Source organism: Magnetospirillum sp. UT-4, from assembly GCF_902729435.1.
Taxonomy (GTDB): Bacteria; Pseudomonadota; Alphaproteobacteria; order Rhodospirillales; family Magnetospirillaceae; genus Magnetospirillum.
In genome coordinates, this window is the sequence record NZ_CACVCG010000037.1 from 1 (window position 1) to 19,127 (window position 19,127).

19 protein-coding genes are annotated in these 19,127 nt (G+C 70.1%); 7 read left to right on the plus strand and 12 right to left on the minus strand.

All coding sequences use genetic code 11. The annotated features are described in order from the left end of the window. Positions 1-435: 435 nt before the first annotated feature. Entirely contained in the window at positions 436-1,290 is an 855-nt protein-coding gene (locus MTBUT4_RS03540; protein ID WP_173978282.1) for an ATP-binding protein, read from the minus strand. A gap of 135 nt (positions 1,291-1,425) precedes the next feature. Between MTBUT4_RS03540 and yajC the strand changes: the two genes are divergently transcribed. The 4 genes from yajC to MTBUT4_RS03560 are packed head-to-tail and all read left to right on the plus strand — an operon-like array spanning position 1,426 to position 4,775. Continuing rightward, positions 1,426-1,803: a preprotein translocase subunit YajC gene (yajC, locus tag MTBUT4_RS03545; protein WP_173978283.1), complete on the plus strand. Its 378-nt coding sequence runs from the start codon at positions 1,426-1,428 to the stop codon at positions 1,801-1,803. 38 nt (positions 1,804-1,841) lie between these two features. Then, on the plus strand, positions 1,842-3,410 hold the full coding sequence (gene secD / locus MTBUT4_RS03550; RefSeq protein WP_173978284.1) for a protein translocase subunit SecD: 1,569 nt from the start codon (positions 1,842-1,844) through the stop codon (positions 3,408-3,410). 12 nt (positions 3,411-3,422) lie between these two features. Further along, a complete protein-coding gene (secF, locus tag MTBUT4_RS03555; RefSeq protein WP_173978285.1) occupies positions 3,423-4,367 on the plus strand; it encodes a protein translocase subunit SecF in 945 nt (314 codons plus the stop codon). A gap of 33 nt (positions 4,368-4,400) precedes the next feature. After that, complete coding sequence (locus MTBUT4_RS03560) at positions 4,401-4,775, plus strand: Mth938-like domain-containing protein (protein ID WP_173978286.1); 375 nt, start codon at positions 4,401-4,403, stop codon at positions 4,773-4,775. 50 nt (positions 4,776-4,825) lie between these two features. Here the strand turns inward: MTBUT4_RS03560 and pal are convergent, their stop codons facing one another. The 5 genes from pal to MTBUT4_RS03585 all read right to left on the minus strand — a co-directional run bounded on the left by pal (position 4,826) and on the right by MTBUT4_RS03585 (position 8,950). After that, positions 4,826-5,350, minus strand: a complete 525-nt coding sequence (gene pal / locus MTBUT4_RS03565; protein WP_173978287.1) for a peptidoglycan-associated lipoprotein Pal — start codon at positions 5,348-5,350, stop codon at positions 4,826-4,828. Positions 5,351-5,446: 96 nt separating this feature from the next. Continuing rightward, positions 5,447-6,043 carry a superoxide dismutase gene (locus tag MTBUT4_RS03570; RefSeq protein WP_173978288.1) on the minus strand — a complete coding sequence of 199 codons (597 nt, stop codon included), beginning with the start codon at positions 6,041-6,043 and terminating at the stop codon, positions 5,447-5,449. 101 nt (positions 6,044-6,144) lie between these two features. After that, entirely contained in the window at positions 6,145-7,314 is a 1,170-nt protein-coding gene (locus MTBUT4_RS03575; RefSeq protein ID WP_254434722.1) for an FAD-dependent oxidoreductase, read from the minus strand. Further along, on the minus strand, positions 7,311-8,105 hold the full coding sequence (locus MTBUT4_RS03580) for a squalene/phytoene synthase family protein (RefSeq protein WP_173978289.1): 795 nt from the start codon (positions 8,103-8,105) through the stop codon (positions 7,311-7,313). Before MTBUT4_RS03580 ends, MTBUT4_RS03575 begins: the two co-directional genes overlap by 4 nt. Further along, the gene (locus MTBUT4_RS03585) at positions 8,102-8,950 is read right to left on the minus strand and encodes a squalene/phytoene synthase family protein (protein ID WP_173978290.1); all 849 of its coding nucleotides are present in this window, start codon (positions 8,948-8,950) and stop codon (positions 8,102-8,104) included. Before MTBUT4_RS03585 ends, MTBUT4_RS03580 begins: the two co-directional genes overlap by 4 nt. Positions 8,951-9,035: 85 nt before the next feature. Between MTBUT4_RS03585 and MTBUT4_RS03590 the strand changes: the two genes are divergently transcribed. Beyond that, positions 9,036-9,869 (plus strand): squalene/phytoene synthase family protein, encoded by an 834-nt coding sequence (locus tag MTBUT4_RS03590; protein WP_173978291.1) that lies wholly within the window; start codon positions 9,036-9,038, stop codon positions 9,867-9,869. Here MTBUT4_RS03590 and MTBUT4_RS03595 read toward each other — a convergent pair whose 3' ends face one another. From MTBUT4_RS03595 to MTBUT4_RS03610, 4 genes are read right to left on the minus strand one after another with little or no spacing between them, the layout of a single operon-like run. Further along, positions 9,870-10,613, minus strand: coding sequence for a proteasome-type protease (locus MTBUT4_RS03595; protein WP_173978292.1), 744 nt, complete (start codon positions 10,611-10,613; stop codon positions 9,870-9,872). It abuts the gene before it with no gap. Between the two features lie 43 nt (positions 10,614-10,656). After that, complete coding sequence (locus MTBUT4_RS03600; protein WP_173978293.1) at positions 10,657-11,469, minus strand: transglutaminase family protein; 813 nt, start codon at positions 11,467-11,469, stop codon at positions 10,657-10,659. 7 nt (positions 11,470-11,476) lie between these two features. Then, positions 11,477-12,388, minus strand: a complete 912-nt coding sequence (locus MTBUT4_RS03605) for an alpha-E domain-containing protein (RefSeq protein ID WP_173978294.1) — start codon at positions 12,386-12,388, stop codon at positions 11,477-11,479. Beyond that, positions 12,382-13,800, minus strand: coding sequence for a circularly permuted type 2 ATP-grasp protein (locus tag MTBUT4_RS03610; RefSeq protein ID WP_173978295.1), 1,419 nt, complete (start codon positions 13,798-13,800; stop codon positions 12,382-12,384). The genes MTBUT4_RS03605 and MTBUT4_RS03610 overlap by 7 nt, the downstream gene beginning before the upstream one ends. A 198-nt stretch (positions 13,801-13,998) precedes the next feature. On the opposite strand from MTBUT4_RS03610, the gene putA reads away from it, so the two are divergent. Then, a complete protein-coding gene (gene putA / locus MTBUT4_RS03615) occupies positions 13,999-17,160 on the plus strand; it encodes a bifunctional proline dehydrogenase/L-glutamate gamma-semialdehyde dehydrogenase PutA (RefSeq protein WP_173978296.1) in 3,162 nt (1,053 codons plus the stop codon). Here putA and MTBUT4_RS03620 read toward each other — a convergent pair. Next, positions 17,121-17,309: a DUF2892 domain-containing protein gene (locus MTBUT4_RS03620; RefSeq protein WP_173978297.1), complete on the minus strand. Its 189-nt coding sequence runs from the start codon at positions 17,307-17,309 to the stop codon at positions 17,121-17,123. The genes putA and MTBUT4_RS03620 overlap by 40 nt on opposite strands. 72 nt (positions 17,310-17,381) lie before the next feature. Further along, the gene (locus MTBUT4_RS03625) at positions 17,382-18,044 is read right to left on the minus strand and encodes a Crp/Fnr family transcriptional regulator (protein ID WP_173978298.1); all 663 of its coding nucleotides are present in this window, start codon (positions 18,042-18,044) and stop codon (positions 17,382-17,384) included. Positions 18,045-18,128: 84 nt separating this feature from the next. On the opposite strand from MTBUT4_RS03625, the gene MTBUT4_RS03630 reads away from it, so the two are divergent. Then, entirely contained in the window at positions 18,129-19,088 is a 960-nt protein-coding gene (locus tag MTBUT4_RS03630; RefSeq protein WP_173978299.1) for an esterase-like activity of phytase family protein, read from the plus strand. Positions 19,089-19,127 lie beyond the last annotated feature (39 nt).

Consider the following 19,127-nt stretch of genomic DNA (forward strand, 5'->3'; position numbering starts at 1 on the left):
TTCTCGGCTGGCCCATGCCCCCTCGCCCGCCTGCGGGACCTTTGCGAAATCCGGGCCGGGGACGCCTAATCCTTCGAGACAGCCCTACGGGCTTCCTCAGGATGAGGCTTAATACGTTGAAATCATTAAAGCCCTCATCCTGAGGAGACCGCGCCAGCGGTCGTCTCGAAGGACGAGGGCGTCCTCGGGCATAGTTTCGCAAAGGTCCCGCAGGCGGGCGAGGGTAATCTGTCCGCTTCCGCCAACATCACCCTGGACGCGGCCGACACCAAGGGCTCCCGAAGGCTCTCCGAAAAATAAACCGGACAGAAGTGGGTCAAGCCCGGGCATGACGGAAAAGGGTGGCGGCAGGAAATGAACCGGACAGCACTGGTTCAAGCCAGGCGATGACGATTTGAGCATTGCGACGCGACGGCCGAATTCTGCCGCCCCCCGCTAATCCAGCCGCGCCCCCAGCCTGCCGGCCAGGTCCTGGATGAATTGCCAGGCGACGCGGCCCGAACGGGCGCCGCGGGTCACTGCCCATTCGTTGGCCTCGCGGTGCAGGGTCTCGTCGTCCACCGCCAGCCCGAACCGTCCGGCATAGCCGGCGACGATCTCCAGATAGGTATCCTGGCCGACATGATGGAAACCCAGCCACAGCCCGAAGCGGTCGGACAGCGACACCTTCTCCTCCACCGCCTCGCCGGGATTGATGGCGCTGCCGCGCTCGTTGTCGATCATGTCGCGGCTCATCAGGTGGCGCCGGTTCGAGGTGGCGTAGAACACCACATTGGCCGGGCGGCCCTCGATGCCGCCTTCCAGCACCGCCTTCAGCGATTTGTAGGCGTCGTCCTGGCCCTCGAACGACAGGTCGTCGCAGAACAGCACGGTGCGCCGCCCGTGGGCCTTGAGCAGTCGCAGCAGGCGCGGCAGCGACGGAATGTCGTCGCGGTGGATTTCCACCAGGGCCAGGGCGCCCGGCGCCTCGGCGTTGATCGCCGCGTGCGCGGCCTTGACCAGCGAGCTCTTGCCGGCGCCGCGCGCGCCCCACAGCAGGGCGTTATTGGCGGGCAGGCCCCGGGCGAAGCGCCGGGTGTTGTCGAGCAGCAGGTCGCGCTGGCGGTCGATGCCCCTCAGCAGCGCGATGTCGATCCGGTTGATGGCGTCCACCGGCTCCAGCCCGTCGGGATGGGCATGCCAGACGAAGGCGTCGGCGGCATCGAGATCGGCGGCGGCCAGCGGCGGCGGCGCCTGGCGTTCCAGCGCGGCGGCGATGCGGGCGAGCAGACGAAGGGCTTCCGGGTCCATGCGATAAGGGTAGTGCGCCGCCGCCCGCCCGGCAAGTCGGGGTTAACGGCGGTTAAGGTTTGCATCGGGCGGCGGTGCCGTTATATTCCGCACGGTTCTTGAGACGCTGTTCCGCCCGCCCTAGGAGACTCCGACATGTTCGTAACGCCCGCCTATGCCCAGGCCGCCGCTTCCGCCGGAGGTCTCGGCGGGATCGAGCAGTTCCTGCCGCTGATCCTCATCTTCGTGGTGTTCTACTTCCTGCTGATCCGTCCCCAGCAGAAGCGCGCCAAGCAGCACAAGGAGATGCTGAGCCAGTTGCGCCGCGGTGACCGGGTGGTGACCTCGGGCGGCATCTACGGCACCGTCACCAAGGTCGTCAACGACCAGGAAGCGGTGGTCGAGATCGCCGAGGGCGTGCGGGTGCGCGTGGTGCGCGCCACCATCCAGGACGTGATCTCCAAGACCGAGCCGGTCGCCGCCGGCAAGGACGACACCAAGGACGACGCCAAGGAGGATGCCGCCGACAAGTGACGGCGGTGCCTTACCCTTCATCCTGACGACGGATCCCCATGCTGCATTTCCCCAAGTGGAAGATCGTGACGGTGCTGGTGGTCGCCCTGGCCGGGCTGATCTGGTCGTCGCCGAATCTTTTTCCGCGCGAGACCACCGACCAGATGCCGGGCTGGCTGCAGCCGGTCAGCCTGGGGCTCGACCTGCAGGGCGGCTCGTACCTGCTGCTCGAGGTCGATACCGGCTATGTGGTGCGCGAGCACCTGTCGTCGCTGGTGGAATCCCTGCGCACGCTGCTGCGCAAGGAGCGGGCGCGCTATGCCGATCTCGGGGTGGCCGGCAAGGACGCGGTCAAGGTCCGCCTGCTGGAGCCGGCGGACCGCGAACGGCTGCGGGCCGACCTGCGCAAGCTCGATCCCGATGCCGGGGTCGAGGTGGGCGACGATGGCACCTTCTGGTTCCGCTATACCGAGCAGGCGCTGAACAAGCGGATCAACGCCGCGGTCGATCAGTCCATCGAGATCGTGCGCCGCCGCGTCGACGAGCTGGGCACGCGCGAACCTTCGATCCAGCGCCAGGGTGCGGATCGCATCGTGGTCCAGCTGCCCGGCGTCAAGGACCCCGACCGCATCAAGGCGCTGCTGGGCAAGACCGCCAAGCTGACCTTCCATCTGGTCGATGATTCCACCACGCCCGAGGAGGCCGCACGCGGCCGCATTCCGCCCGGGTCCATGCTGCTGCCCGCCACCGAGAGCGAACGGGGCATGCCGGCCCAGGTGGTGGTGAGGAAGCGCGTCGAGGTGGGCGGCGACTTGCTGACCGATTCCCAAGCCACCTTCCAGGACGGCCGCCCGGTGGTCTCGTTCCGCTTCTCCGCCGCCGGCGGCAAGAAGTTCGGCGACACCACCCGCGAGAACGTGGCCAAGCAGCTGGCCATCGTGCTGGACGAGAAGGTGATCTCGGCCCCGCGCATCAACGAGCCCATCCTGGGCGGCTCGGGCATCATCTCGGGCAGCTTCACCATCAAGGAAGCCCAGGACCTGGCGCTGCTGCTGCGCGCCGGCGCGCTGCCGGCGCCGCTGCAGGTGCTCGAGGAACGCACCGTCGGCCCCGATCTCGGCGCCGATTCCATCCGCGCCGGCGCCATCGCCTGCATCATCGGCCTGATCCTGGTGGTCGTCTTCATGGTGGTGATCTACGGCACCCTGGGCGTTCTGGCAGACGTGGCGCTGGTCCTCAATCTGGTGCTGCTGCTCGGTCTGCTGTCCATGCTGGGGGCAACCCTGACCCTGCCCGGCATCGCCGGCATCGTGCTGACCATGGGCATGGCGGTGGACGCCAACGTGCTGATCTACGAGCGCATCCGCGAGGAGCTGCGGGGCGGACGGACCATCCTCAGCGCCGTCCAGGCCGGCTTCGACCGCGCCTTCAGCACCATCCTCGACGCCAATTTGACCACCTTGGCGGCGGCGGCGCTGCTGTTCCAGTTCGGCACCGGCCCGATCCGGGGCTTCGCCATCACCCTGTCGCTGGGCCTGATCTCGTCCATGTTCACCGCCATCATGGTCACCCGCCTGATGGTGGCGCTGTGGATCAAGTGGCGGCGGCCCAAGGCCCTGCCGCTGTAGGAGAACGTCACCATGAACTTCTACGGCCGCCTGATCGCCAGGACGCCCCGCATCAACTTCATCGGCCGGCGCTTCATCGCCAGCGCCTTCACGGCCGCCCTGATCCTGGGCTCGTTCGCCGCCATCGGACTCAAGGGCTTCAACTTCGGCATCGACTTCGCCGGCGGGATCATGATCGAGGTCCAGGCCAGTCCCGGACCGGCAGACATCTCCCGCATGCGTTCGACCCTGGACGGACTGAACCTGGGCGAGGTGTCGCTGCAGGAGTTCGGTGCCACCGGACGTGACGTGATGATCCGCGTGCAGAAGCAGGCCGGCGACGAGAAGGCGCAGATGGTGGCGCTGGCCAAGGTCAAGGACGCGCTGGGACAGGGTTACGATTATCGCCGGGTCGAGATCGTCGGGCCCAAGGTCGGCGACGAGCTCAAGCGCGACGGCGTCCTGGCCGTCGCCCTGTCGGTGCTGGCCATCGCCGCCTATGTCTGGTTCCGCTTCGAATGGCAGTTCGGGATCGGCGCGCTGGCCGCCACCTTCCACGACGTCATCGCCACCTTCGGGCTGTTCGCCATCACCGGCATGGAGTTCAACCTGACCAGCGTCGCCGCCATCCTGACCATCGCCGGCTATTCCATCAACGATACCGTGGTGATCTACGACCGCGTGCGCGAGAACCTGCGCAAGTACAAGTCCATGCCCATCCACGACGTGCTCAACCTGGCGGTCAACGAGACCCTGGCGCGCACCTTCCTGACCGTGGCCACGGTGTTCGTCACCGTCATGGCGCTGCTGGTCTTCGGCGGCGACGTCCTGCACGGCTTCTCGGTGGCCATGCTGTGGGGGCTCGCCGTCGGCACCTATTCCTCGATCTTCGTGGGCGTGCCGATGCTGATCTACTTCAACCTGCGCACCGGCCAGCAGAAGGAAGAGGATGAGGCCGGCGAGCAGGCGCTGCCATAGCGGCGGCGCCGGCCCGGCCCCACATAGCCCGCCATGGACGTCACCCCCCTCGTACCCACCGGGTTCCAGCTGATCAACGGCTACGGCGATGGCGGCTTCACCATCGCCGGCATCCGTCACGAGGGCTCGGTGCTGGTCATGCCGCGCGCCACCGTGGCGTGGCCCCTGGCCTTGCCGGCCGAGGCGGACGCCCAGGCGCTGCTGACCGCGCTGGCCGACGAGCCGAGGCCGATGGTGCTGCTGCTGGGCTGCGGCAAGGGGATGCTGCCGGTGCCGCGTCCGCTGCGCGACGCGCTCAAGGGGGCGGGGATCGTCCCTGAGCCCATGGACACCGGCGCCGCCTGCCGCACCTTCAACGTCATGCTGACCGAGGGCCGCGACGTGGCGGCGGTGCTGGTGGCGGTGTAACCACAAAAAAGGGGGCCGGTGGCCCCCTTCTTCGCAATGCAAAGGCAATCCTACTGGGCGATGACGCTGATCGCGCGGCGGTTCTGCGCCCAGGCCTGCTCGCCGGAGCCGATGGCCTCGGGGCGTTCCTTGCCGTAGGTGGTGGTGGACAGGCGGCCGCCGGAGACGCCGCGGGCCATCAGGTATTCCTTGGCCGACTGGGCGCGGCGATCGCCGAGGGCCAGGTTGTATTCGCGGGTGCCGCGCTCGTCGGCATGGCCCTCGATGCGCAGCATCACCTGCGGGTAGCGGGCCAGGAAGGCGGCCTGGCGATCCAGGGTGGCCTTGGCGTCGCCCGACAGCTGGATGCTGTCGGTGGCGAAGAAGACGCGGTCGCCGACCGAGGTCTGGAACTCGCGCTGCATCTGGGCCAGGCGGTCGGCCTCGCTCATCACGCCGGGAGCCGGCGGGCGGGCCTGGGTCATGCCGGTGGAGCCGGCACCGGAGGCACCGCCGCTCTGCTGGGCGGGTTCGGAGCAGGCGGCGACCGCCAGGACGGCGGCGACCGCGGTGAAGGAAAGGGCGAAACGGCGCATGCTGTGTGTTCCCTGACGAAGTGCCGCGATGGCGGAAACGTGGAGCGGCCCGCTCCGATACGGAGGGGCCGCCCGTAGTTACCACCAAACTGGGCGTTAGCCCAGATTCTTCTCGACGAATTCCCAGTTGACGAGATTGTCCAGGAACGCCTGGACGAAATCGGGGCGGCGGTTCTGGTAGTCCAGGTAGTAGGCGTGCTCCCACACGTCGCAGGTCAGCAGCGCCTTCTGGCCATGGGCCATGGGCAGGTCGGCATTGCCGGTCTTGGTCACCTTCAGGGTGTCGCCGTCCAGCACCAGCCACGCCCAGCCCGAGCCGAACTGGGTGATTGCGGCGTTCTTGAACTCCTCGGCGAACTTCTCGTAGGAGCCGAAAGCGGCTTCGATCTTGGCCAGAACCTTGCCCGACGGCTTGCCGCCGCCGCCCTTCTTCATGCAGTTCCAGAAGAAGGTGTGGTTCCACACCTGGGCCGAGTTGTTGAAGATGCCCTGCTTGGCCGGCAGATCCTTGGCCGCCGCCAGGACCACCTCTTCCAGCGACTTGGACGCCAGGTCGGTGTCCTTGACCAGGTTGTTGAGGTTGGTGACGTAGGCGTTGTGATGCTTGCCGTGGTGGAATTCCAGGGTCTGCGCCGAAATGTGGGGGGCCAGCGCGTCCTTGTCATAGGGAAGCGGGGGAAGCTCGAAGGCCATTGTCGCCTCTTTCGTTATGGGGTGGAGAAAATTGGAAAAGGTCTAAAACTTGGGCACAACATAGGCAAGGCAGGGGACCTTGTGAAGGGCCAAAAACAGTATCACGCGAAGTCGACGTCGTCGCGCCCGACCGCAAGGCGGGTGGCGGCAAGGCCCGAGGCCACCGCCGTCTCGATGGTGCAGGGCCATGGGCCGGACAGCCAGTCGCCGGCCCGCCACAACCATTCGGCCCCGTCCGGACCCGGCCGGCGGCGCAGCGTCGCCGGCGAGTGGGACAGGGTGGCGCGGCGCTCCTTCAGCACGCGGAAGGGCGGCACCCGGGCGGGATCGTCGCCCAGCGCCGCCGCCACGTCCCGCCACAGCCGGGCGGCCAGGGCGTCGGGCTGCGCCTCCACCAGGCGGCCGGCCGCCGAGACGGTGGCGGTGACCACGTCGTTCCGTGCCGACAGCCATTGCGCGACGCCGCCGGTCAGTCCCAGGTGGCGGAAGGGCGGCGGGCGGTCGAGGCGGAAATGAACGTTGACGATGGCCTCGGCGGCGAAAGTCGCGTCGGGGGGCAGGGCGAGGACGGCACGGTCGGCCGCCGAAAGCGATACGATGCCGTCGTCGAAGATCAGCCGGCGGCCGGGACCGACCCCGATCAGGCGGCGGCGGAAGGTGATCTCGGCCCCGTGGGCGGCCAGCGTCGCCACCGCCGGCGCGGCGAAGGCGGCGGACAGGCCGAACGGGAAGGAATAGGGGGTGAGCGCCTGCCGCCCCCCGGTCATCACCGTGCGCAGCAGGCGGGCGAACATGCGCGCCGAGGCGTCGGTGGCCGGGGTGTTGAGGGCGGCCAGGCACAGCGGCTCCCACAGCCGGCGGTAGGACGGCGCGGCGCCCAGGCGCACCGCCACCGTTTCATGCCCGGCCACCCAGGGCAGCCCCAGGGCGGCCAGGCTCTCCATCGGTCCGGCTCCGAAACGGTAGGGGGCGAGGGTGCGGCGCCGCCCGTCGGCAAGGTCGAGGAAGGGAAAGGCGGGCTCGCCCGCTTCCATCGCCTCGATGCCGCCGATGGCGCGGGCGAAGGCCAGGGCGGTGCGGTTGGCGCCCAGCACCAGATGGGCGCCGTTATCGACCACCCGGTCCAGGCGCGGGCAGCGGAACGAGCGGCAGCGGCCGCCGGCCTGGGGGGCGGCCTCGTGCACCGCGACCCGCCAGCCGGCGCGCAGGCCGGCGATGGCGGCGGCGAGGCCGGCCAGTCCGGCGCCGACCACGTGCAGGGTGGCGGTCACGGTCCCGCGACGGCGCAGCGCAACGCGATCCACAGCCGGGTCGGCGTGCCCACCCTGGCCGCCGGCGTCAGGCGCCGCCAGCCCCGCGCCGTCATGCGCTCCAGCAGGGCGCGGTAGGTCTGCATCATCGCCCGCGCCGGCCACAGCCCGCGCGCCCCGATGGCCCGCAGCTCGGATTCGGACTCATCGAATGCCGCCTGCGCCAGCCCGGCCATGGCGGCGCAGGCCCGGGGCAGGGCGGGGTGGGTGAGCACCGCCCGCGGGGTGCGGGCGGGAATGCCGGCCTGCTCCAGAATCTCGGCCGGCAGGTACAGCCGGCCGCGGTCGCCATCCTCGGCCAGATCGCGCAGGATGTTGGTGAACTGGAGCCCCTCGGCCAGCCTCAGGGCGAAGTCGCCGGCCTCGGCCCGGCCGAGGATGGGAACCGCCAGCAGGGCCGGCGCGCCGGCAACCCGCCGGCAATACAGCCGAAGGGTGGCGAGGTCGGGGGCGCTCATCCCTTCCAGGTCCATTTCCATGCCGTCGATCAGGGTGTCCAACTCGGCGTCGGGAAGGCCGTAGCGCTCGATGGACGGGGCCAGGGCGGCCAGAGCGGGCGCCAGCGCGATGCCGGTCTGCCGCCACGCCGCCACCACGCCGCGCATGGTCGCCAGACGGGCGCGGCGCTGGTCCAGCGGGGCGTCGCAATCGACCATGTCGTCGAGGGCGCGGCACAAGCCGTAAAGGGCGAACATGGCGTCCCGCTTGGCCCGGGGCATCAGGCGCATGGCCCAATAGAAGGACGAACTCATGCCGGGCGGAGGAAGGCGCGGAACAGGCCGATCAGCACGGTCTCGGCGGTGCATAGCGGCGACAGGGCGACCCGGCCGGCCAGGGGATCGTGGCGGCGCAGCAGCAGGGCCAGCCGCTCGGCCATGGCCAGGGTGACCGACGCTTCCAGGCGCAGGCGCAGATCGGCGATCAGGACCGGAAGGGGACGGGCCTGCTCCAGCAGGCCATCGACCTGATCGAGGACCTGGTCGAGAACGTGGCGCAACGCCGGCGTCGCCGCCTCCAGCGCCAGGTCGCGGCCGTCGAGCCCGGCCTGCAGCAGGCGGTCGAGGGGCAGGTAGACCCGCCCCAGGCTGCGATAATCCACGGCGCAATCCTGCAGGTGGTTGAGGATCTGCAGGGCCGCGCACAGGGAATCCGCGGCGGCATGGGCGGACCCGTCCTCGCCGTGGAGGTCGAGCAGGAACCGCCCCACCGGCGCCGCCGAAAAGCGGCAATAGGCCATCAGGTCGCCCCAGTCGCGGCAATGCCCGATCAGGGCGTCGCGGCGGAACGCCTGCAGCAGCTGTTCGGCATGGGCGAGCAGGCGGGGATCGCCGTCCAGGGCGTCGCGCAGGTCGGCCGCCACCGCCGGACCCGGCGCGCCGCCGAGGCCGGCTTCCAGGGCGGCCAGGCGGGCCAGCTTGTCCTCGGGCAGGAGGCTCGGGTCGTCGGCGACGTCGTCGGCGTGGCGGGCGAAGCGGTAGAAGGCCATCACCTGCCGGCGCAGGGCGGGGCGCAGCAGCAGGGACGCGACGGGAAAGTTCTCGGCGCCGGCGGTCTTGCCGGTGGTGGCGGGCAGCGTGGCGGCGGCGGCACGGGTCACGGCGGAGCTCCCATTTGGCGGGACGCGCTCAAGGTTCTATATATGCCACGGCAATCCATCCGCCGATAGGGAAAAGCCGGCTACCATGGCGTCCGATCAGCCCCTTTCACCCGCCGCCGCCGAGGTGTCCCGCTTCGACCGCGAGCGCTTCGTCACCGCGCTGTTCGCCCCGGCCGACCGGCGGGACGGGGTGATGGTGCTGTATGCCTTCAACCTCGAACTGGCGCGCATCCGCGACTCGGTGCGCGAGCCCATGGCCGGGATGATCCGCCTGCAATGGTGGCGCGAGGTCTTGGCCGGTGAACGCAATGACGAGGCCGCCCGCCACCCGGTGGCGGCGCCGCTGCTGCGGCTGGGGCTGCCCGTCGCGCCCTTCGAGGCCATGCTGGCGGCGCGCGAACGCGATCTCGAAGCGGCCCCGTTCCCGGATCTGGCGGCGCTGCGCGATTATTGCGGCGCCACCGCCGGCGGGCTGGCCGAACTGGCCTGCCGCACCCTTGGGGCGGAGCGGCCGGCCTCCCTGGAGGCGGCGCGCCGGGTCGGCACCGCCTGGGCGCTGGTCGGGCTGCTGCGCTCGGTTCCCCATCACCTGTCAACCGGGTGGTTGACGGTGCCGGCGGCCTGCCTGGACCAGGCGGGGGCTTCGGCCGAGGATGTGCTGGGGGGGAGGGCGCCGCAGCCCGCTTTGGCCGCCGCCGCCGCCGCAATCGCCAAGGCCGCCGAGGCCGAACTGGCTTCCGCCCGGGCCGTCAAGGGTATCGAGAGGGCGGCGCTGCCGGCCCTGTTGCCGGCGACGCTGGCCTCGGCGCATCTCAGGGTATTGCGGCGGGTGAGGTGGGACCTCCACCACGGTGCCGTGGCGCAGGCACGCACCGCGCCGGTCCGCCTGACCCTGAACGCCCTGCTCGGACGGTTCTGATCAGCGGATGTCCCAGGGCGGGTCGGGCAGCACCTGGAACAGGTCCTTCAGGCCCTGGCCCCAGCGGTAGCGCAGGTCCTCGAAATAGGCGTCATGATCCTTGATAAGCTGGTGGGTGGCCGGCCGGAAGGTATCGGTCCGGTAGACCAGAAGGTCGATGGGAAGGCCCACGGTGACGTTGGAACGTACAGTAGAATCAAGGGATAGCAGCGCGCACTTCGCAGCCCGGACGAGGTCCGTCCCGGTGGTGATGACGCGGTCGATGATGGGCTTGCCGTACTTGGTTTCGCCGATCTGGAAATAGGGGGTCTCGGGCGTCGCCTCGATGAAGTTGCCGGCGGCGTAGATCATGAACAGGCGCGGTGCCTCGCCGCGGATCTGCCCACCCAGGATCAGCGAGGCGGTGAATTCGACCCCGGCCTCCTTCAGCGCCTTGGCATCCTGGTGATAGACCTGCCGCACCGCCTGGCCGACCAGGCGGGCGGCGGTATGCATGGAGGTGACGTGAAGCAGGCTGTGGTCGGGATCGCCGTCGCCGTCGCGGACATGCTGATCCAGGATGGCGACCACCGCCTGGGTGACGGCCAGGTTGCCGGCGCTGAGCAGGACCATCATCCGCTCGTCCTCGCGCTGCCACACCCGCATCTTGCGACACGTGGAAATATGGTCGACGCCGGCGTTGGTGCGGGAATCCGCAGCGAAGACCAGTCCCTGGTCCAGCGCCATGGCGACGCAATAGGTCATGTCTCCCCCCCCAGTTCAAATGCCCGCATTCGCGGGCTTGGCCTCATTGGTCCGCGAGGTGCTCGACCTGGACCCTCACGTTCATCTCCTCGTGGCCGCCGCCCAGCCGGACGCCCCGCACCGGGGCGGCGCCTTGATAGTCGAAGGCCACGGCCAGGCGGACATAGGCCTGGGTGGCACTCTGGCGGTTGCTGGGATCGAAGCTGACCCAGCCGAGATCCTCGACCAGCGCCTCGGCCCAGGCATGGGTCGAGAGATGGCGCCCATCCTCGGCCGACGTGTGCAGGTACCCGCTGACGTAGCGCGCCGGGATGCCCCAGACGCGGCAGCAGGCGATGAACACATGAGCATGATCCTGGCACACGCCGCTGCCCTGGGCCAGCGCTTCCGAGCCGCAGGAATGGACATGGGTGTCGCCGGGGACATAGGCGACGGCCTCGCTGATGCCCGCCATCAGGGCGTGCAGGGCGGGCAGCCGGCCGCGGGCGCGGAAAGCCTCGAAGCGGGAGGCGAAGTCGCGGATGGTGTCGTCAACCATGGTTAACGGCGTCTCGCGCAGGAAGGCCCCGGGCGGCAGGCCGCCGCCCGTTTCGGGCACGATCCCGTGGGTCTCGGTGGTCTCGACCTCGCCGCTGACGTGGATGTGCAGGGCGTCGTGGCGACGGGTCTGCACCACCACATGGACCAGATTGCCGAAGCCGTCGCGCCAGGGGGTGGCCTGTCCGGGGGTGTCAAGGCGCCACGACAGGGTACGCTGGATGGATTCTTCGCGCGGGCTCAGGCGGACGTACTGGATGGAATAGACCGTCGGCGCCGAATAGCCGTAGTCGGTCTGATGCTCTATGGAAAGCCGCATCGACGCCTCACGTGGCCATCAGGAAGTCGCTGTGGATCTGCTTGCCCAGGGTGTGGTTGGCGACGACGAAATCGTCGACGAACCGGTCGAGGCCGTCCTCCAGCAACTGGTCGAGACGGCCGTAATGCAGGCGGGCATGGGCGGCCCCGGCCAGGCGGGTGCATTCCGCCGTGGGCAGGATGCGTTCCAGCGAATAGGTCACCGCGTCCATGCAGGCATGCAGCGAGCGCGGCATGTCGGCATTGAGCAGAAGCATGGCGGTGACCCCGGCCGGGGTGATGTCGTCGCGGGTCAGCGCCCGGAACGACTTGTAGGCCGACACCGAGCGCAGCACGGCCGCCCAGTGCAGCTGGTCGGCGGCGGCCGAGGAGCGGGACTCGGCGGTCACCCCGGCACCGCGCACCCCGAGCAGGCGGGCGGTATTGTCGGCGCGCTCGATGAAGGTCCCCAGGCGGACGAAGTGGAACGGCTCGTCGCGCAGCATGGTGCCGTAGGTGGCGCCGCGCACCAGATGCGAGCGATCCTTGACCCAGTCGCAGAAGCCGGTCAGGCCCTGTTCGCGCAAGGCCGCCCCATCCAGGCGCTTGATCTCCAGCCAGGTGGAGTTGATCGCCTCCCACAATTCGTTGGGAATGACGCTGCGCACCGCATGGGCGTTCTCGCGGGCGGCGCGCAGGCAGCCGTGGATGCAGGACGGGTTGGCATGGTCGAGCACCGACCACGAGATCACCCGCACCGCCGGGACGTCGCCGTCCTGGGGCGGCCAGCCGGCGATGGTCAGCACCGGCAGCCAGCAATCGTGGGCGCTGCCGCCCGACAGCGACAGCCGGTTGGACACGTCGAGGAAGCGGGCGATGTTCTCGGCCCGCTCGATATAGCGGCTCATCCAGTAGAGGTGGTCCGCGGTGCGGCTCAGCATGGCTCATCCTCCAGCACCCAGGTATCCTTGGTGCCGCCGCCCTGGGACGAGTTCACCACCAGCGATCCCTCCTTCAGCGCGACGCGGGTCAGCCCGCCGGGAACCAGGGTCGTGGTCTCGCCCGACAGCACGAAGGGGCGCAGGTCCACGTGTCGGGGCACGATGCCGGATTCCACCAGGGTCGGGCAGGTCGACAGCGCCAAGGTGGGCTGGGCGATGTAGTTGGCCGGATTGGCCAGGATCTTGGCGCGGAACGCCTCGATCTGGGCCTTGGTCGAGGTCGGGCCGACCAGCATCCCGTAGCCGCCGGAACCGTGCACCTCTTTCACCACCAGATCCGCCAGGTGCTCCAGCACATAGGTGCGGTCGTCCTCGCGTTCCAGCCGCCAGGTCGGGACGTTGGGCAGGATCGGCTCTTCGCCCAGGTAGAAACGGATCATTTCCGGCACGTGGATGTAGGTCGACTTGTCGTCGGCCACCCCGGTGCCGATGGCATTGGCCAGGGTCACCCCGCCCATGCGGTAGACCGACAGCAGCCCCGGCACCCCCAGCGCCGAATCAGGGCGGAAGGCCAGGGGGTCGAGGAAATCGTCGTCGATGCGGCGATAGATGACATCGACCCGCTTCGGCCCCATGGTGGTGCGCATCCACACCTTGCCGTCGGCAACGAACAGGTCGCGGCCCTCGACCAGCTCGACGCCCATCTGCTCGGCCAGGAAGGCGTGCTCGAAATAGGCGCTGTTGTGGTAGCCCGGCGTCAGCACCACCACCGTCGGCTCGCCCTCGCAGGCGGCGGGGGCGACGCTGCGCAGCGCCTTGTGCAGCACGTCGGAATAGGAATCCACCGGCTTGACCCGGTGGCGGGCGAACAGGTCGGGGAACAGGCGCATCATCATCGCCCGGTTCTCCAGCATGTAGGAGACCCCGGACGGCGTGCGCAGATTGTCCTCGAGCACATAGAACTCGTCGGCGCCGACCCGCACCACGTCGACACCGGCGATGTGGACATAGACGTTGCGGGCGACGTCGAGGCCCTGCATCTCGGGCCGGTAGCTGTCATTGCCCAGCACCTGCTCGCGCGGGACGATGCCGGCCTTCAGGATCTCCTGGTCGTGGTAGATGTCGTGGATGAAGGCGTTCAGCGCCTTGACGCGCTGGATGCATCCGTTATGCACGCGCTGCCATTCCTCGGCCGAAATGATGCGCGGGATGGGGTCGAAGGGGATCAGGCGCTCGGTGCCTTCCTGGTCGCCGTAGACGTTGAAGGTGATGCCGATGCGGCGGAACATCTCGTCGGCCTGCTCCAGCTTGCGCGGCAGGACGTCGGGAGCGACCGACAGCAGCCAGTTCTCGTAGGCGCGGTAGGGAGCGCGGACGCCCCCGTCCGGGGCCTTCATCTCGTCGAACGCCATGATCCTCCCTCTGGTGCGGCTCCACCACCATTCATCCATGCAATGCTCGTGCCTGCCGCAACGCGGCACCGGGCCGCGTCCCGGCGGCCCGGTTGCCCAACAGGGGGGCATGGCTGACCAGTGTTTGGGCAGCTTGTGCCGGCGCCGGAAAGAGCGCACATGGAAGGGACGCGGTCTTCTTCCCCGGGGAAGGACGACATGAACGCCGATCTGCGCCGATCCATCCGCGCCGCCAATCGACGGGACGAGCGCGACATCATCGCTGAACTGGCGGGGCGGGCCGAACTGGCGCCCGATGCCGCCGCCCGCGTCTCGGCCCACGCCGGGCGGCTGGTCGAGGCGGTGCGCGCGGCGCGCCCGGCCGGCGACATCGACGCCTTCCTGGGCGAGTTCCGCCTCTCCACCCAGGAAGGGGTGGTGCTGATGTGCCTGGCCGAGGCGCTGCTGCGCATCCCCGACAGCGCCACCGCCGACCGCCTGATCCGCGACAAGATCGGCGCCGGCGACTGGGCCAGCCACCTGGGACGCTCGGAGTCCGCGTTCGTCAACGCTTCGACCTGGGCGCTGATGCTGAGCGGCCGGCTGGTCCGGCTGGAGGAGGCGCCCGCCGGCGTGCTCGGGCGGCTGCTGGCGCGGGCCGGCGAGCCGGTGCTGCGCGAGGCCATGGCGACCGCCATGCGCATCCTGGGGCGCCAGTTCGTGATGGGCCGCACCATTGCCGAGGCCTTGGACCGTGCCGGCGAGTCCGAGCGCCACGGCTGGCGCCATTCCTTCGACATGCTGGGCGAGGCGGCACGCACCAGGGCCGATTCCCGCCGCTATTTCGAGGCCTATCTCGGCGCCATCGCCGCCATCGGCCGGGCGGCGGCGGGGCGGGGGCCGGTGGACGGGCCGGGCCTGTCGGTCAAGCTGTCGGCGTTGCATCCGCGCTTCGAACCGGCCCAGGCCGGGCGTCTGGGGGGCGAACTGGCGCCCCGGCTCCTGGACCTGTGCCTGGCCGCCAAGGCGGCGGATATCGGGCTGACCGTCGATTCCGAGGAGGCCGATCGGCTGGAGCCCATGCTGGACATGGTCGAGGCGGTGTTCGCCGACCCGGCCCTGGCCGGGTGGGAAGGCTTCGGCATCGCCGTCCAGGCCTATCAGAAGCGGGCGCCGGCGGTCATCGCCTGGGCCGCCGATCTGGCTTCGGCGGCGGGACGGCGCATGACCGTCCGCCTGGTCAAGGGCGCCTATTGGGACAGCGAGATCAAGCGGGCGCAGGAGCGCGGCCTCGACACCTATCCGGTATTCACCCGCAAGGCGGCCACCGACACCTCCTACCTGGCCTGCGCCCGCGACCTGGTCGCGGCCGGGCGGCATCTGCGCGCCGCCTTCGCCACCCACAACGCCCACACCGTGGCGGCCGTCGCCGAACTGGCCGGGCCGGGCGGCGATTGGGAATACCAGCGCCTGCACGGCATGGGCGAGACCCTGTACACCCCCGTTCTCGGCGAGCGGCCGTGCCGGGTCTATGCCCCGGTGGGCAGCCACGAGGAGCTGCTGCCCTATCTGGTGCGTCGGCTGCTGGAGAACGGGGCCAACACGTCGTTCGTCAACCGGCTGGCTGACAGGTCGGTGCCGGTCTCGCGCATGGTCGAGGACCCGGTCGCGGCGGCGCGGTCCCAGGGTACGGGAACCATCCCGCTGCCGGCCGATCTCTATGCGCCGGAACGGCTCAATTCCGCCGGCATCGACCTCGCCGATCCGGACCGCGTTGCCGCCCTGGTGGCGGCCATGGAGCAGGCCGGGCAGGGGGATTTCGCCGCTTTGCCGGTGATCGGCGGCAACCAGATCACGGTGGGCGAGGAACGGGTGCTGCTGGACCCCGCCGACCTGCGCCGGATTGTCGGCACCGTCGTCGAGGCGGCGCCCGAGGACGCCGCCCATGCCGTCGAGCGGGCCCGGGCGGCGTGGCCGGACTGGGACCGGCTGGGCGGCGAAGCGCGGGCGGCGGTTCTGGAGCGGGCGGCCGACCTGTTCGAGCAATCGCGCCCCGATCTGCTGTGGCTGGCGGTGCGCGAGGCCGGCAAGACCCTGCCCGACGCGGTGGCGGAACTGCGCGAGGCGGTGGACTTCCTGCGCTACTACGCCGCCCGGGCGCGCGAGCAGTTCTCGCGCCCGCTCGACCTGCCGGGGCCGACCGGCGAGACCAACCGGCTGTCCCTGCACGGGCGCGGCGTCTTCGCCTGCATCAGCCCGTGGAACTTCCCGCTCGCCATCTTCACCGGGCAGGTGGCGGCGGCGCTGGCGGCCGGCAACGCGGTGGTGGCCAAGCCGGCGGAGCAGACGCCCTTGATCGCCGCCCGCGCCATCGCCCTGCTGCATCAGGCCGGCGTGCCGGCCGAGGTCCTGCACCTGCTGCCGGGCGATGGTCCCATGGGTGCAGCCCTGGTGCGGGCGCCCCACCTGGGTGGTGTTGCCTTCACCGGCTCGACCATGACCGCCCGCGCCATCGCCCGCGACCTGGCCGGCCGCGGCGGGCCGATCCTTCCGCTGGTGGCCGAGACCGGCGGCATCAACGCCATGATCGTCGATTCCTCGGCCCTGCCGGAGCAGGTGGTCGGCGACGTGGTGATCTCGGCCTTCCAGTCGGCGGGCCAGCGCTGTTCCGCCCTGCGCCTGCTGTTCCTGCAGGCGGACCTGGCCGACAAGGTGATCGCCATGCTGGCCGGCGCGGTGGACGAGTTGAATGTGGGCGACCCGATCCGCCTGGCCACCGATGTCGGGCCGGTGATCGACCCCCAGGCGCTGGAGGGGCTGGAGCGCCACGTGCGGCGGTTGCGCCGCGACGGAACGGTGGTGGCCGAGGGGCGGCTGGGCGAGGATTGCCGCGCCGGCACCTTCCTGGCACCGGTGGCGTTCCGCCTCGAAGCGCCCGAGGGGGTGACCGAGGAGGTGTTCGGCCCGGTGCTGCAGATCGTCCCCTTCGCCGGCGATCGCCTGGACGGGGTGATGGACTGGCTGGAGGGATGCGGTTACGGCCTCACCCTGGGCGTCCATTCGCGCATTGATTCGGTGGTGGAACGAATCTGCGCGCGGGCGCCGGTGGGCAACATCTACGTCAACCGCAGCATGATCGGGGCGGTGGTGGGAACCCAGCCGTTCGGCGGGGAAGGGCTGTCCGGCACGGGTCCCAAGGCGGGCGGGCCGCATACCCTGCTTCGTTACGCCACCGAAAGAACCGTCACGGTGAACATCGCCGCGGCGGGTGGCAATGCGGCGCTGCTGGCCGGCGGAGGAGAGGGGCCGGCGGACGCGCCGCCGGCTCCGTCAACCCAGGTTCACGCGGACTTGCAGGTCTTGATGCCGAACGGCAGATAGGCCGGGCACCAGCCGATGGCGCCGGTGAGCAGCGGCACCACGCCGACATAACCCCAGAGGCCGACCGTCTCGGTGACGGCCAGGGCGATCAGGACGAGACCGGCGACGATGCGAAGGATGCGGTCGATGCCGCCGACGTTCTTGGACATGGGAAGTGAACTCCGAGATGGAAACCGAATGACGCCATCATGCATGTCCGCGGGCCAGGGACCGTGACTAGGTCACATTCCATCCGAAAGCGAGGCCAGCCCCGCCCGGTCGCGCACCGACAGTTTGCCGCGATGCAGCTCGACCCAGCCGCGGCGCTCGAATTCCTTGAGCTGGCGGCTGACCACCTCGCGCGCCGTTCCCAGTTCGGTGGCGATGTCCTGGTGAGTGGCGCGGATCCAGCCCTCGCCATCGGCGTGCTGGCGCAGCCAGGCGGCCAGGCGGACGTCGACGCGGCCGAACGCCACCTCCTCGATCAGCATCAGCAGGTCGGCGATGCGCGAGGCGTAGGCCGAGAAGACGAAGTCGCGGAACACCTCGGAACGGCCGAGCAGAGCGCGGAAGGAGGGAGCCGGCAGCACCAGGGCGCGCACCTCGGTCTCGGCGATGCCCTGGGCGGCGTAATCCTCGCGGGCGATCAGGCAGTTGGTGGTGAGCACGCAGGACTGCCCGCGCTCGACCCGGTAGAGCACGATCTCGCGCCCGTTCTCGGCCACCTTCTGCACCCGCACCGAGCCGTCCATGACCAGGACGTAATTGGCGCATTCCGAGCCGTCCTGGAACACCACCGTTCCGGCCGGGATGGTGACGGTCCGTTGCGCCGTTTCGAGCATGCGCGCGCCCTCGGGGTCGAGGCGGCCGAACTGGGGGAAGCAGGCGGTGATGTCGGGGCTCATGGGCCGGCATTGTGCCGCAAGCCCGGGCGCCATGCCAGAGCCCACGCGCTTTTCGGGCGAAGGCGGCGGCGCTACACTGCCGCCATGATGCGCCCGGCCCTCTTCCTGCTGTTGCTGACCGCCGGCCTGAGCGCCTGCCTGGGCGGCACGCCTGCCGCCGGCGGCCTGGAATACCGCCCGCTGCCGCTGTCGGCGGCGGACCCGGCTTCCACCCGGCTGGGCGAGACCGAGGTGCTGGGCATCCTGGAACTGCGGGCGGACGACAAGGAGTTCGGCGGGCTGTCGGGGCTGACGCTGAACGGCGACGAGGTCACCGCGGTGACCGATGCCGGCCATTGGGTGAGGTTCCGCCTCGACCACGATGCCGCGTGGCGGCCGCTGGGGGTGTCCGGGCTGGCGGTGGCGCCGCTGGGCGGGCTGGACGGCGGCAAGCGGGACGGCGATGCCGAGGAAGTGGTCGCCACCCCAGACGGCCCGCTGGTGTCGTTCGAACGCCGCCACCGGCTGTGGCTCTATCCCGACGGGTTGTCGGGCCGGCCGCGGCCGCTGGCGCCACCCTCGGGCTTCGACCGCCAGCCGGACAACGGCGGGGCGGAGGCGGTGGCGGTGCTGGCCGACGGGCGGTTGCTCGCCATATCCGAGGAAGGCGGCGAGGGCGGCATCTTTTCCGCCTGGATCGGCCGGGACGGGGCGTGGCAAGGGCTCGGCTATCGCCGCAGCGAGGATTTCCACCCCACCGCAGCGGCAATGCTGCCGGGCGGCGACCTGCTGGTGCTGGAACGCCGCTTCAGCCTGGCGGCCGGGGTCGGGATGCGGCTGGTCCAGGTGGCCGGCGCCGACATCCGGGCGGGACACGTGCTGGCGGGGAGGGAACTGGCCCGCGCCGATTCGTCCCTGACGGTGGACAATTTCGAGGGCCTGGCGGTGGCGCGGCGGGCCGATGGACGGCTGGTGGCGCTGCTGCTGTCCGACGATAATTTCAATCCGTTGCAGGCCACCTTGCTGATGGTCCTGCTGCTCCCCGACCGATGGAGCGGCCCTTAGGCCGGGGGCCATATTGCCCGCCGGCTGGGCACAGGCCTA